This is a genomic window from Microbacterium sp. JAI119 (assembly GCF_013410135.1).
GTDB lineage: Bacteria > Actinomycetota > Actinomycetes > Actinomycetales > Microbacteriaceae > Microbacterium > Microbacterium oxydans.
On sequence record NZ_JACCCK010000004.1, the window covers coordinates 1 to 14252 of the forward strand.

Annotated in this window: 9 protein-coding genes and 1 pseudogene; 1 reads left to right on the forward strand and 9 read right to left on the reverse strand. The window is 67.3% G+C overall.

Translation table 11 applies throughout. The features are described 5' to 3' along the window. A pseudogene (locus HDC31_RS20030) lies at window positions 1-199 on the forward strand (hypothetical protein); the annotation flags it as partial. A gap of 39 nt (window positions 200-238) precedes the next feature. Here the strand turns inward: HDC31_RS20030 and HDC31_RS16110 are convergent. The 9 genes from HDC31_RS16110 to HDC31_RS16150 form a co-directional block, all read right to left on the reverse strand. Continuing rightward, window positions 239-994 (reverse strand): TatD family hydrolase, encoded by a 756-nt coding sequence (locus tag HDC31_RS16110; protein WP_113680079.1) that lies wholly within the window; start codon window positions 992-994, stop codon window positions 239-241. Next, complete coding sequence (locus HDC31_RS16115; protein WP_147251140.1) at window positions 972-2123, reverse strand: queuosine biosynthesis protein queC; 1152 nt, start codon at window positions 2121-2123, stop codon at window positions 972-974. Before HDC31_RS16115 ends, HDC31_RS16110 begins: the two co-directional genes overlap by 23 nt. A gap of 110 nt (window positions 2124-2233) precedes the next feature. Next, the gene (locus tag HDC31_RS16120; protein WP_113680077.1) at window positions 2234-2989 is read right to left on the reverse strand and encodes a hypothetical protein; all 756 of its coding nucleotides are present in this window, start codon (window positions 2987-2989) and stop codon (window positions 2234-2236) included. After that, window positions 2989-4773 (reverse strand): P-loop NTPase fold protein, encoded by a 1785-nt coding sequence (locus tag HDC31_RS16125; RefSeq protein ID WP_218867875.1) that lies wholly within the window; start codon window positions 4771-4773, stop codon window positions 2989-2991. The genes HDC31_RS16120 and HDC31_RS16125 overlap by 1 nt, the downstream gene beginning before the upstream one ends. Window positions 4774-4971: 198 nt before the next feature. Beyond that, the gene (locus HDC31_RS16130; RefSeq protein ID WP_113680075.1) at window positions 4972-5727 is read right to left on the reverse strand and encodes an alpha/beta hydrolase; all 756 of its coding nucleotides are present in this window, start codon (window positions 5725-5727) and stop codon (window positions 4972-4974) included. A gap of 207 nt (window positions 5728-5934) precedes the next feature. After that, window positions 5935-7101 (reverse strand): MFS transporter, encoded by a 1167-nt coding sequence (locus HDC31_RS16135; RefSeq protein ID WP_045247062.1) that lies wholly within the window; start codon window positions 7099-7101, stop codon window positions 5935-5937. Between the two features lie 521 nt (window positions 7102-7622). Then, on the reverse strand, window positions 7623-9152 hold the full coding sequence (locus HDC31_RS16140; RefSeq protein ID WP_113680074.1) for a multicopper oxidase family protein: 1530 nt from the start codon (window positions 9150-9152) through the stop codon (window positions 7623-7625). Next, window positions 9145-11766: a heavy metal translocating P-type ATPase gene (locus tag HDC31_RS16145; RefSeq protein ID WP_056518808.1), complete on the reverse strand. Its 2622-nt coding sequence runs from the start codon at window positions 11764-11766 to the stop codon at window positions 9145-9147. The genes HDC31_RS16140 and HDC31_RS16145 overlap by 8 nt, the downstream gene beginning before the upstream one ends. Then, on the reverse strand, window positions 11763-14216 hold the full coding sequence (locus HDC31_RS16150; RefSeq protein ID WP_179516349.1) for a phosphoketolase: 2454 nt from the start codon (window positions 14214-14216) through the stop codon (window positions 11763-11765). Before HDC31_RS16150 ends, HDC31_RS16145 begins: the two co-directional genes overlap by 4 nt. Between the last annotated feature and the right edge of the window lie 36 nt (window positions 14217-14252).

Below are 14252 nucleotides of genomic sequence, written 5' to 3' on the forward strand. Positions count from 1 at the left end.
TGGGCCAAATCAAACCGACATGAACACCCCGGCGCGTCGCAACATGGGCCAGACCAAAGCGACATCCCTGGGCCAAATCAGAGTGACAGAGTCACCCGCGAATCCGACGCTCCGCACTCTGATCGCGATCGCGCAAGTTCTCGCTGTCTCCGTGCACGAGCTGATCCCGGACAGCCCGCCCGACATTCGCGCCCGCTGACCATCGTTGCGTCGGGTTATGGATGACCCGCCGCGGTGATCAGTCGGTGCGGGCGATCGACATCAAGTGTTGAAGGTCCGGTGGCAATCGGTGGTGGACGTCCGCGCGCTCCGCCAGCGTGGCAAGGTTGCGGTACCACCGCCGGCGCACCTCGCCCAGAGACTGGTGGGTGAGGGTGGCCACTCGTTTCTCCAATGCGGCGATGTCACCAGGTACGCGAGCTCCGGTGCGGGACCGTGAGGCGGGGAAATCTGTCTCCGGGAGCACTCGGTCGAGCGGGAGTGCCGTCATCTGCTGATCAGTCATCGCGGCGTTGATGGAGAAATAGCAGCCGGCGGCCGCCGCCCGCTGGGCATCCTCGGGCGTCCCCGTGAACCAGTGCAGAATCACGCCCGGGCGAGGGTTCTTCTCCATCGCTTCCACGACCTTTCGCGCTTTTCCCGTGGAGTGCACGGAGATCAACGTTGCCGGTGCCGTGCGGAGAATGGTCTCGAAGATGGTCTGCTGCGTGGCGCTGTCGCCTCGACGATCGAGTCCGACCTCGCCGATCAGGACGGCATCCTTCGCGGCCACGGAGAACCTCCTTTCTGACCATTGCGTGAGAGCTCGGGGAACACCGGGGTGCACTCCGACGCCCCAGAGGAGGCCCGTCTGAGGGTTGGTGCGTGCAGCGTCGAACTCGCCCAGGGTTCGAGTCATGGCGAATACTTGTGCGCCGTTGAGCGTGCGGACCTGGGCCGCCGTCACGTCTGGAGCGATGTGCGCGTGACAGTCAAGGGGCGGGAAGGGGAACACGACTCAACTCTGCCAGTCCGCGCTGGACCAAACTCAGCACCTCGTCAAAATTCGTGCCCGGGGGCCACATCGCCGAACCCAGGATCGCGTCATCTGAGATGCCGGTAGCAGAGGCGTCGCGCAGCGTGATCACATCGCGGCGTCGATGATGCACCAGTGCGGTCAGGTCGTCTCCGCTCAGCACCTCACAGTCATAGGGTGTGGGATCGGTGACTCCTGCCCCGAGGAAGGCGCCGCGGCGTACCGCGCAGGCTACACACAGCCCACAGTTGTGATTGGAGTCCCCGTGGTAGAACTGTGTTCCTCCTTTTGCGCAGGAGAACGATGTCGCCGTCGCGCGCAGGAACCTGGTATCCAGAAGCTCCGGGATCGCCGCCGCGACGAGTTCGCCCTTGGTGAGGCCTTCGAACGGGTTGCGCATCACCACGTCGACGCCCAGCGACCGCAGCAGCTCTCCCACCAGGTGGAATGTGTATGGGTGTGTGGACCGGGTCGTCAGGGTGCCACCGCGACCGGGGTCGAGTGGTGGATTGATGCTCGTGAACCCGTTCTCCGGCACCCACATCTCACCGGCAGAATGCGCGGCTGCGGTCATTACGCCGAGCGTCATGAACATCAGGGAGCGGGAGCGCGGGCCGTGATTCTTTCGCTGCCCCGCGTCTCGGAGGAACAGCTCGTGCCTGTCGTACGGGGAATCCCCGATCGCTTCAGCAATCGTGTTCTGCGCGTGCCGGACGGCTCGGGACGCATCCCGGTGGCCCACGAACCGGACATCGACGCCCGTGTCACGCAGACCGATCACGGCGCCGCACAGAGAATCCAAACCTCCCGAGAGAAGCTGGATGCGTGCAGCGGGCTCAGCGATGGCAAGAGGCAGTGTTGCGTGAGCGGCTTTCAGGCCGAGGGCCCAGGAATCCCCCGTCAGCCAGTGAAGGATGTCGGCAACGGCGGTGAGACCGCCGTGCGTCCACGGCTCCGGGTCCTCGACGTGGACGACCAAGTCGAGGTTGCGGTGCAGAGAGACGGCGGGTTTCGGCGTCGCGGTGTCTGCCAGATACGCGGCGGCCGTGATACGGAACAGGTCCCGTGCAGCCGGCGGTGCTGCTGCGAACTCTTCGAGATCCCACATGAGTGTCGAGGCGATCGTCGTCGCGGGTGAACCGGTGCGCGGCCACTCCATCTGCACACCGACACGACTCGATCGCCCTCCCGCCGGAAGAACCTCGATCTGATGCACGGTCATTGCGGGTCACCTTTCCCGAACACGCGGCATGCTTTCGCTGCCAGATTCGACGCGAAGTCAGCGACCGCCTGCGGCGTGGCGGCCATCAGCTGGCCAGCGATCTGGCGGACTTTGCCGCCGATGTATGTCTTTACCCGCTGCTCCAGCTGAACGAGCGCGTTGCCTGCGACCGATGCTCGACGTTCGCTCGTTGTCAGCTGGACGACGGTGGTCCTCCACGCCAGTTCTGTGACAAATCGGCCAATGGTGTCCGCGAGTGGGCCGCCCGCGCCCTGCGCGTCTGAGCGCATGGTGGCCAGTAGCGCCTGGCGCAATGCGGCATCGTCCGGGTGCGCGGCGGGTCCGAGGATCAGTCCGATTAGCTCGGTGAAGAGTCGGATGCCGCTGAGGCCCTCCAACGAAGAGAAGTCCAGTCCGTACTCGACGAGATGAGGAACTTCGCCGACTTCGATGGAAGCGAGCGCTTCCAGGACCAGCGAACCCCGTGCCGCCTGACGGCTGAAGGGCGCACCGCCCGAATCGCGTCCATCACCCGATGCGGATGACCCCGAGCCGCTGCGCGACGGGAGCAGGTCTCGAACGTTGTAGGACTTTCCTCGCCTGTCTCCCCGCCCCAAGGCTTTCCCCAGGGCCGACATGACCGCGGCCGGCAGCTCAGTCCCGCCGCTGTTGATACCGTCCGCTGCGTCGTAGAGCGAGTCGACCGTGTCCGACCAGGCTCCCGAGCCTCCGAAGGCGCTTGAGGTGCCCATCAGAGAATCACCCCCAAGGATTCCTCGTCGATGGCGGCCAGGAGCTCGCTACTGATCCCTTGCCGGCCCCGAACGGTGGTCAGCACTTCCGGGAACGACCCCGCGAGCCATGGGATGTGTTGGGCCGAGAGTGCGTGGAGGACGAAGTTATCGAGGAGCGCCTCGCTCATCGCGGGCTTCAGGTCGGGGCGCTTCAGCGCGAGCGATTGCAGACTCTCCAACGCCGCCTCCGACCGATCCCCCACGATCGCCGTCGCAAGGTGACGGGCGACATCTTCGTCGCCCGTCGACGGCATGCTCACCATGCGCTCGATAGCCTCTGCGCGAACCAGGCTGCTCGTGTCAGTGAGTTGCGCGAGATGCAGACTCTGCCCGTCGTCCAGCACCGCCGCCGACTGGAGCGTCGCCACCGTTGCCGTCGCAAATGACACATACCGGTCGACCCACACCACGACGTCGGAGGCCCGGGGTGGTTCGCTCGCCCACGCGGCGATCTCCGCAGGCACCGCCCCCGCCCCGGCCTCCCATTCAGACAGAAGCTGACCGCGCTGCTCTTCGCTCACCCCGACAAGATCACGGAAATGGTGCGGATAATTCTGCTCGAGCAACCACAGCTTCATGAGGATATCGACGGGGAAACCCTCGAACTGCGCCCCCAGCATCTCCGCGCGGACGGCGAAGCTATTCAGGAAGCGTTTCAACTGTCGGGGAGTCTCACGCCGCGAACTACTCATACCGCGCACGATCTGATTCGCGAGCCTGATGTGTTCATCCGTCGGCATGGTCTCATGCATGTTCGCGGCCACGTACGGAACCTCACCCTTGACCCGCCGCGCTGATGCGCGCTCAGCGACCGCGACCGCATGCTCGCGCCCCGCCTCCGCCTGAACGAAGAGCGCAGCGAGATACGCGACCGCGTCCGCCGACGACAAGCGAGGCAGAGTGAACGGGAGCTGCACGATCTTCTCGGTGTACCGATCAGCGAAACGCCCCCGACCGCCTCCGTGACGGTCCAGCGCCCCGCGAAGACTCTCCCGGATGAAGTCATCGTCCGCCGCGATGACGAAAGCCATGCCCTTCACGCTAAGGAAAAGCTTGATGGCCTCCAGAGCCCCGAGCACATCGTCCGGGAGCGATCGGTCCAGGTCGTCTATCAGCACCACCACCCGGCAATCGCTCATCCGTGTCAGAAGCTCACCAAAATCTTCCCGAAACCCACGCATCCCCTTCGCGGCAGGTTCCTTTGCCGGTTCGGGCATGAGCGCATCAACGAGCCCTCCAACATCGGGGGTAAGAGTCACCGCCGACTTGATCGCAACCTGCGCCACCTTGCTCCACGAAACCCGCCTACGCAGAGCGTCCAGCGTGGAGATGAGATCCACCGCGGCACTCGCCAGTTTCGCTTTCGTGGTCTCCCCGGGCGCCTCCTCCTCGCGGCGACGACTCAGTTCGATCGAGATTCCCTCCAGCACCCGACTGATCAAGGTGCCTCGCGGGTCGCCCGAATCCACAAACTCCCACGGATCGATTACGACCACGATCACGTCATCGCGCCGCCGAAGCTCGGTCTCGATCAGGTTGAGCGCCGTGCTCTTCCCTCCGCCCCACGGCGAGTTGAGCCCGACCGTGACGGTATCGAACCGCCGATCGACCACAACGTTCGAGATCGCCACCGCGACCGCCCGCAGCCCGGTGAGATCCTGCGTCGCCGGATTGTCATCGAACAGATACCGCGAAGCTCCCATCATCGCCCCCTTTGGCGCCAGTACCGCTACGTCATCCAACACACGTGGCAACAATGCCAGTCAACCGCCAACTTACGGCGGATCTTGCTAAGTCCCCGCGGAACCTACACTCAGTTGTGTAGGTTCCCGCTCGAGATGGCGGAGGATGCCGGGATTCCACGGCAAATGGCAGTGATCTCGAGTTCGAGGTTCCACGCGAAACGGCAGATTCCTACAGTCCTCGATCCGTGGTGGACATCAATCACCTGTCGAGTCGAGATGGCGGGCGAAGAAGCGCGCGGCATCTTCGCTGGCGAATGAGGGGACGCCGGTGTGTCCGCCCATGTTGGCGTAGAGGGTCTTCTCGGTCGATGCGAAGGCATCGAAGAGATCGAGCGCCATCTGTCGATCGTTGCCCTCGTCATCCCATTGCAGCAGCACATGGAGGGGGATCGTGATCCGTCGCGCTTCGTCCATGGTCGATCGCGGCACGTAGCTTCCGGCGAACAGGCCCGCGGCCGCAATGCGCCGATCGGTCGCGGCCAGGCGCACGGCGACCGCGATGACCCCGCCGGAGATGGCGACCCGATCCCCGATCTCCGGAAGCCCAAGCACTGCGTCGAGTGCGGCCTGCCACTCCGGCACTGCCCGCTCCACGATGGGAAGGATGAGCCGGTCGATGATGTCGTCATCGGGACGCTCGCCCACCGAGATCGCGCGCACGAGGTCGGCACGGGCTTGTTCCGCGCCCGGCAGCAGGTGCCGGTCTCCGGCACCTGGCAGTTCGAGAGCAACCGAGGCGAAACCCTGTGCGGCGGCGCTGCGTGCTCGGACCTCCAGACGGGGGTGCATGCGCCGTAGCCCGAGCCCGCCGGGCTGACCCAACAGGATGAGCGGAACGGGGCCGGCCGTCGACGCGGTGGGTGGTGTCCAGAGGATGCCGGGAATGTCGCCGAGGGTGAACTCGCGTTCGATGGGTCCCTGGTCAAGGCGGGTTTCGGAGGTGAAGTGCATGGTCGTGCCTTCCGGGAGTGCTGCAAGGATGCGGCGCTCCCGGGCGACCTATCGCCCGACCGTGACTCCCGTGGGGAGCACCCACGTCGATTCGTTCACGGGTACCACCTCCTCGAAACTCCTGCACGGACCCCTGAAAGCTACCAGCATCCGCGACACCATCGAAATAAATGTGTCGCCGACGCGATCGCTCAGATGCTCGCCATGTCACTGCTCCGCAGTCTCGGCCAGTGGGCGATCCCGACCTATGCGATCGATGGCCCAGGGGCCGAGGACCGTACCGCTCGCGATGACAGCGGAGAACACGAGGTACGCCGGAGCCCACCAGCCACCGGCGATCAACGCGCCTGCAGCGACCACCCCGATCGCGGCGCCGATCGTGTCGGCGTTCGCCTGCAGACTCATCCCGCGGGCGACGCGGTCGCCGCTCGCCTCCGAGACGAGGGTCTTCTGCAGAGGGTAGAGGAGGCCCAACGCGGCACACACGAAGACCCACAGCGCGGCTATGACGATCACTGGAGGGGAGACCGCCAGCGCAGCTGCGCTCCCCGCAGACGCGATGGACGCGGCGGCGTAGCCGGGTTTGCGACCCCATCGCTCGACGAGACCGTGCAGGAGGCGCGGGAGAATCGTGAGCGCGATACCGCCCGGCAGGTAAACGAGCGCGATCTGCCAGACCTGAAGGTTCAGGGCTTGCAGCTGCAGGAGCAGCGCCAGACCCACGCCCGCCTCGGCGGCGGTGACGAAGACACCGAGCGCCAAGAGCGGTGCGAGTCGACGGACATGTCCGCGTGTTCCGCCCGCGAACTCTTCCCTCACGACGAGCGGTTCCTTCGGCACGAACAGAAGGCGCACCGCGGCGGCGATCGCCGCGGCGGCGAGTCCGATGAAGACGGCCGAGTATCCGTAGGATGCAAGGAGAAACATCGCGGGCGCCCAGAAGATCCAGGATCCGAGGGCCTCGGAGGACATCAGCCCTGCAAACGTCCCCGAGTCGTCCGACAGGTATTCGGCGGCGATGGCGCGCAGCGAGATCCAGAACAGGGGGCCGGCGACGCCGCCGACGGCAGCCGCGACGAACGCCATCCCGGGCGTATCCGCGAACGCGTAGAGCACGCAGCTGGCGCTGTAGAGGAACGCTCCGACCGCTGCGACTCGGGTGCGCGGTCGCGAATCGGCGAGATACCCGGCAACCGGTCGCATGAGCACCGATACCACCAGCTCCGCGGCCACCAGCCATCCGACCACAGACGTACTGAGCCCGAGCACCGCGCCCCCCCAGAGCGGAATAAGGAAGTCGAGCAGATCGACGGGGCCACTCAAGAGGGTCGCGGACGCCCCGATCGCGCGGCGGCGTGCGGAGGTCGTCGACATTTGACCACCCTAGGGGGATTCTGCGCTGGTACCCCCGTCGCAGCCGGCCCATTCGCAACTCGATCGATGCTCCGTGCCTCCGAGCCGCGTCGACCTGGGTAGCGCTCGACGCGCACACCGCCTTGAGGTCTCGCAACCAGCCGATGTGGATACCGCGCGGCTGCCGGCCCCTCCGACCACAGCACATAGACGCCTGCAAGCGGATCGTCTATCGGACAAGCGTAGGGACGAAGGTTGCTGCTTACGCTGGCGTCTCGAAGATGATCTCTCGGCCGTCTTCCTCACCCCACTGCTCGCCGTTCTCGACAGACCCGTATCCGTCATCTATGATGTAGGTTCCCGGTCAAGGTGGCGGAGAACTCGGGGATTCCACGCTAATTGGCAGCAGTTTCGTCAGCAGGATTCCGCGCGAAATGGCAGATCCCTACATAAGAGTAGGAAGTCCACTTAGACTTGACGTCCGCCGCCGCCGTCCGATCGCCCGCGCGATCATCCTCCCGTGCTGGGGATGAACGCGCGGTTCATGACTGGTATCCGAGCACCGTGGTCATGCCGGTCTCGGCGTGGTAGATGTTGTGGCAGTGCGCGACCCACTGGCCGGGGTTGTCGGCGTCGAAGTCGACTGTCAGGGTCTGGCCCGGGAGGATGATGGAGGTGTCCTTCCGGGGGCCGCCGTTCGCGTGCTGGTAGGTGTGGCCGTGCAGGTGGAACGGATGCCACATCTCGGTGTCATTGCGGATCCGCAACTGCACCCGCTCCCCCATACTGACCGCGTGCGCGTCCCGCAACGGGTCGTTCATGTCGAACCGGCGCCCATTGATCCCCCAGTCGTACGCCTCCATCCCCCCGGTCAGCGCGAGGTGCACGACCCGGTCGGGGGATGCCTGGTGCAGGGTGACGGAGGCGGTCGCGCTCAGTCCGGCAGCGGTGCCGACCCTGCCGGTGCCGAGCTCGGCGACGGGGACGTCGCTGGCCGGAGCCGTGCCAGCGGCGGTGCGAACGAGCGCGAACGCGCGATCCTGCTTGCCTTCCGCGTCGGCGACGACAGGGAACACCCCATCGTCCAGGGTGACCTGCAGGTCGTAGCGTTCGCCCATCCCGATCAGGACACTGTCGACCTCGACAGGATCCACCGGGAACCCGTCGGTGTGGGTGATCGTCAGGGTGTGGCCGCCGATCGCGAACCGGAACGCGGTGTCGCTGCCGGCGTTGATGACACGGATCCGCACCCGGGCACCAGGAGTGCCGGTGAATTGGGCGGGGTCGGCTTTGGGTTTGCCGTTGATAAGGTACTGCGGGTAGTAGACGTCGCCGGCGTCGCCGCCGAGCAGCTCGGAGGTGGCGCCCATCAGCAGGTTCCCCATCCGCATGAACATGTCGCCCATCCCGCCCATGTCTCCCATGCCCTTCGAGAGGTCGGTGAGGACCTGGTCCGGGGTGGCGGTGACGCCGTCGAGCCAGTCGTCGAGGATCAGCACCCATTCGTCGTCCCACGTCACCTTCTCGTCCGGGTCGTCGATGATGAGCGCACCGTAGAGGCCGTGGTCCAGTTGCGGGCCGACGTGGGGGTGGAACCAGTAGGTGCCCGGATGCGGGGTGACGAACTCGTATGCGAACTGTCCGCCCGGGGCGATGGGGGCTTGGGTTACCGGAGGGACCCCATCCATGTCGTTGCGGAGGGCGAGTCCGTGCCAGTGCACGGAGGTGTCCGCGTCGAGCTGGTTGCGGACGGTCGCTTTCAGCGTGTCGCCTGCGGTGAGCCGGATTACCGGGGCGGGGATACCTCCGAACGCCCAGGTGGCGGCGGCGGTACCGGCCAGGTCGAGCGTGGTGGGGGCGGCGGTGAGGTCGACGGTGGTGACTCGGCCGGTGCCGCCGCGGTTCTTCTCCGTGCCGGACACCGCTGCGCCGGTGGGTGTCACCCATTGCGGCGCGGGGGTGCAGGAGGCGAGCACGGCTGCCGCGACGGCGCCCAGTCCGAGTCCGAGCACACCTCGTCGGGTCAGCAGCATCGGGGAGGACGGTGTGGGAGAGAGCGGACGGTCAGGCATGTTCGGGCTCCTTCTGCATGGTCGTCGCAGCGGGCGCCTGGGCGGGCAGGCGGAGCCGCTTGAGGAGGAGGGCGTTGACGGCGACGATCACGGAGGAACCGGACATCGACAGGGCGGCGATCTCCGGGGACAGCATGATCCCGAACGCCGGATAGAACACGCCAGCGGCGATGGGGAGGGCGGCGGCGTTGTATCCGATGGCCCAGCCCAGGTTCTGCCGCATCTTTCGCAGTGTGCCCTTGCCGATCTTGAGTGCGATCGCAACATCGAGCGGGTCCGAGCGCATCAGGACCACGTCGGCGGTCTCGATGGCGACGTCGGTGCCGGCGCCGATCGCGATGCCGAGGTCGGCCTGGGCGAGGGCGGGGGCGTCGTTGACGCCGTCGCCGACCATCGCGACCTTCTTGCCCGTCTTCTGCAGCTCGGCGACCTTCGCGGACTTGTCCTCGGGGAGCACATCCGCGATCACGGTGTCGATGCCGAGGAGAGCGGCGATCCGGTCGGCGGTGGGCTTGTTGTCCCCGGTGAGCATTGCGACCTCGACGCCCTGCTCGTGGAGAGCGTCGATCGCGGTCTTTGCGGTGTCCCGGGGTGCGTCGGCGAGACCGATGATCCCGGCGACTTGCCCGTCCACGGCGAACAGGATCGCGGTGCGGCCGGACCCAGCCAGGTCCTGCTGAGCGGCCTGCACCCCGCTGATGTCGATCCCCTCCCCGGTGAGAAGGCGCGGGTTGCCGAGGACGACCTGTCGACCGTCGACGGTGGCGATCGCGCCCTGCCCGGTGACGTTTCGGAACGCGGTCGCGGTGCGACGGGGGATGTCGCGGGCGTCGGCGTAATTCACGATCGCTTTCGCCAGAGGATGCTCGGATTCCCGCTCCAACGCGACCGCGAGGGAGAGAGTCTCGAGCTCGTCGCCGCCGACGGGGATGTAGTCGGTGACCTCCGGCTCCCCCTTGGTGAGGGTGCCGGTCTTGTCGAACACGACCGTGTCGATGTGGGCGGCGGTTTCGATCCCGGAGGCGTTCTTGAACAACACGCCCCGTTTCGCGCCGAGCCCGGTGCCGACCATGATCGCCGTCGGGGTGGCGAGGCCGAGCGCGTCGGGGCAGGTGATGACGACGACGGTGATAGCGAACAGGATCGCCATCGGGATTGCAGCGCCGGCGAGCAGCCACACCAGGAAGGTGAGGGTGCCGCCGATCAGGGCGACCAGGACGAGCCAGAACGCTGCCCGGTCGGCGAGGCGCTGCCCGGGGGCTTTGGAGTTCTGCGCCTCCTGCACGAGCTTCACGATCTGCGCCAACGCCGTGTCCGAGCCGACTTTGGTGGCTGTGACGCGGAGGGTGCCGACGGTGTTCACGGTCGCTCCGATCACCTCCGACCCGGGCGCTTTGTCCACCGGCATGGACTCGCCGGTGACCATCGACTCGTCCACCTCGGACTCTCCGGATTCCACGACACCGTCGGTGGGGATCTTGGCCCCCGGCCGCACCAGCATCAGATCCCCCGGGACGACCTCGCTGGTGGGGATCTCGACCTCCTGCCCGTCACGGATCACGACCGCCTGCGAGGGTGCGAGCTCCAGGAGGGTGCGGATGGCGTCGTTCGCGCCGCCGCGGGCGCGCATCTCCACCCAATGCCCCAGCAGCACGAAGGTGGCAAGCACCGTGGCGGCTTCGTAGAACACTTCACCGCCGCCGGTGAGGGTGACCGCGAGGGAGTACAGCCAGCCGGCGCCGACACCGACTGCGACGAGCACCATCATGTCGAGGGTCTTCGCGCGCAGCGCCCGGTAGGCGCCGTCGAAGAAGATCCACGCCGAGTAGAAGATCACCGGCAGCGACAGGATCAGCATGAACACGTCATCGCGCAGCCCGAACGGTGCCGGCACCTCGAATCCGATCACCTCCCGCCCGATCGGAGACCACAGGGTGATCGGGATCGACAGGATCAGCGCGACCAGGAACCGGTTGCGCATGTCGCGGATCATCGCGTCCATCGACATCCCGCCGTGATGCCCACCGTGGCCCATCATCTCCTGCGCACTGTGACCCGACGCTGCACCATGATCGTGCCCACCCGCGGCCGCGGTGTGACCGGCGTGCTCGACGTGGTGACCGGCATGCTCACCGTCATCCGCCGTCGCCGACGGGGCGTGCGTGTGGTCGTGGCCAGCGGCGTGGTCGTGGACGGGGTCGTCGTGATAGCCCGCAGGACCCTTATGGCCCGCGTGGCTGGCGTGACCCGTGGCATCCGTGTGGCCCTCGTGCGCGTCGTGACTCGCGTGCGGTTCTTGTGCGCCCTCAGCTGCGGGGCCGTGGTGGGCGCTGTGGTCGTGCGCACCCTCGTCGTGCGGGTCGTGCGCGGGGTCGCAGATATGGTCGGGGACGGACTGGCCGGCGCAGTGATACCCGCAGTCGATGACCCATTGCTGGAGGTGGGCGACCGAGGTGGTCTCGGGGTCGTAGGTGACGGTCGCGGTCTGTGAGACCGGGTTCGCGTCCACGGCGATCACTCCGGGTTGTCGGCTCAGGTGGGCTTCGGTGACGTTCTTGGAGGTCGCGCGGATCATGCCGCTGACCTGCAGGGTCACGGTTCTGGTGTCGCTCATTTCGGTTCCTTCCCGAGGGTGGGGTCGGTGGTGTCGGGGTGGGGCCATTGCCAGTCGGCGACGGCGGGGATGTCGGTGCCGTGCTCGCGGGTGTGGGCGCGGGCGTGCAGGCGGGCGTCCTGCAGCTCCTGCCGCAGGCCGGCGTGGCGGGCGGCGAGGCCCGGGACGTGGTCGAGGACGTCGATCGCGAGCCGGTACCGGTCGAGGTCGTTGAGCATGACCATGTCGAACGGGGTCGTGGTGGTGCCGCGCTCCTGGAAGCCGTGCACGTGCAGGTTCTGGTGCCCGGCGCGCTTGTAGGTGAGTCGGTGGATCAGCCACGGGTAGCCGTGGTAGGCGAAGATCACCGGCTTGTCGGGAGTGAAGATCGCATCGAACTCCCGGTCCGGGAGACCGTGCGGGTGCTGGTCCTCGGATTGCAGCCGGGTCAGGTCGACCACGTTCACCACCCGCACTCTCAGGTCGGGGATGTGCTCGCGCAGCAGCGCCGCCGCGGCGAGGGTCTCGAGGGTGGGGACGTCGCCGGCGGCGGCGAGCACCACATCCGGCTCGGTGCCTTCGGTTTCGGTGCCCGCCCACGGCAGGATCCCGAGCCCGCGGGTGCAGTGCTCGATCGCCTCGTCCATCGTCAGCCACTGCGGGGCGGGCTGCTTCCCGGCGACGACGACGTTGATGTACCCGGCCGAGCGCAGGCAGTGGTCGTAGGTGGACAGCAGCGTGTTCGCGTCGAACGGCAGGTAGACGCGGACGATGTCGGGGCTCTTGTTCAGGGCGAGGTCGATGAACCCGGGGTCCTGGTGAGAGAACCCGTTGTGGTCCTGCCGCCAGACGTGGCTGGAGAGCAGGTAGTTGAAGCTCGGGATCGGGTCCCGCCACGACACCTCCCGGGCCGCTTCGAGCCATTTGGCGTGCTGGTTGAACATCGAGTCGACGATGTGGGTGAACGCCTCGTAGCAGTTGAACAGCCCATGCCGGCCGGTAAGGACGTAGCCCTCGAGCCAGCCCTGGCACTGGTGCTCGCTGAGCACCTCCATCACCCGCCCAGTCGGGGCCAGGTGCTCGTCGACGGGCTCCACGGCCGCGTTCCACTGCTTGCCGGTGGCCTGGTAGACGGGTGGGGCGAGCCGGTTGGAGGCGGTCTCGTCCGGGCCGAAGATGCGGAAGTTGTCCGGGTTGTCCCGGATCACCCCCGCCAGCCACTCGCCCAGCACGCGGGTCGCTTCCCCGGTTCCCGCACCCCGCTCGGCCGGGTCGACCGGCTGCGCGTGCTTGTGGAAGTCCGGGAGCCGCAGCGGGACGGTGAGTTGTCCGCCGTTGCCGGCCGGGTTCGCGCTCATCCGCCGATCCCCGTCCGGGGCGATCGCGACCGTGGCCGGGCGGGGGGCGCCGGTCACGTCGAACAGCTCGTGCGGGCGGTAGGACGCCAGCCAGTCCTCGAGGATCCGCAGGTGCTCGGGATTGTCGCGGACCTCGGCGAGCGGCACCTGGTGTGCCCGCCAGGTGCCCTCCACCGGCAGACCGTCGATGATCTTCGGGCAGGTCCACCCCTTCGGGCTGCGCAGCACGATCGCCGGCCACGCCGGCCGCCCCTCCAGCGTCCCGGCCGCCGCGGCGGCCTTGATGTCCGCGATCTCATCCAGCACCGCATCCAGGACCGCCGCGAACGTCGCGTGGGACTCCTGCGGGGTCTCGCCATCGAAGCCGACCGTGACGACGTGGGGGTGATGGCCGTAGCCGCGCAGCAGCGCGACCAGCTCTTCCTCGGGGATGCGGGACAGCACGGTCGGGTTGGCGATCTTGTACCCGTTCAGATGCAGGATCGGCAGCACCACCCCGTCATGGGCGGGGTTGAGGAACTTGTTGCCGTGCCACGCGGTCGCCAGCGGCCCGGTCTCCGCCTCCCCGTCACCGATCACGCAGGCGACCAGCAGGTCGGGGTTGTCGAACGCGGCCCCGTAGGCGTGCACGAGGGAGTAGCCCAGCTCCCCGCCCTCGTTGATCGACCCGGGCGTTTCCGGGGACGCGTGCGAGGGGATCCCGCCCGGGAAGGAGAACTGCCGGAACAGCGCCCGCAGCCCCTCTTCGGTGCGGTCGATGCCCGGGTAGCGTTCGGTGTAGGTGCCGTCGAGGTAGGCGTTGGCGACCATGCCGGGTCCGCCGTGCCCGGGCCCGGTCACGTACAGGGTGTTCAGGTCGCGGTCGCGGATGGCGCGGTTCAGGCGGGCGTAGAGGAAGTTCAGGCCCGGGGTGGTGCCCCAATGCCCCAGCAGCCGCGGCTTGATGTCGTCCCGGCTGAGGCGGTGGCGCAGCAGCGGGTTACCCTGCAGGTAGATCTGCCCGATGCTCAGATAGTTCGCCGCCCGCCACCACGCATCCACCGCCGCCAACTGCTCGGCGGTGGCATCAGTGGTGCGGTGCGCCCACGCGGGGGGTGCCGGTGTGGGGGTCATGGTCGGTCTCCTTCCGATCCGCGACCGCTCGGGTCG

Coding starts and splice junctions, on each gene's coding strand:
- HDC31_RS16115 (WP_147251140.1), bottom strand. CDS start 2,123: ATGTGGGATCTCGAAGAGTTCGCAGCAGCACCGCCGGCTGCACGGGAC.
- HDC31_RS16120 (WP_113680077.1), bottom strand. CDS start 2,989: ATGGGCACCTCAAGCGCCTTCGGAGGCTCGGGAGCCTGGTCGGACACG.
- HDC31_RS16130 (WP_113680075.1), bottom strand. CDS start 5,727: ATGCACTTCACCTCCGAAACCCGCCTTGACCAGGGACCCATCGAACGC.
- HDC31_RS16135 (WP_045247062.1), bottom strand. CDS start 7,101: ATGTCGACGACCTCCGCACGCCGCCGCGCGATCGGGGCGTCCGCGACC.
- HDC31_RS16140 (WP_113680074.1), bottom strand. CDS start 9,152: ATGCCTGACCGTCCGCTCTCTCCCACACCGTCCTCCCCGATGCTGCTG.
- HDC31_RS16145 (WP_056518808.1), bottom strand. CDS start 11,766: ATGAGCGACACCAGAACCGTGACCCTGCAGGTCAGCGGCATGATCCGC.
- HDC31_RS16150 (WP_179516349.1), bottom strand. CDS start 14,216: ATGACCCCCACACCGGCACCCCCCGCGTGGGCGCACCGCACCACTGAT.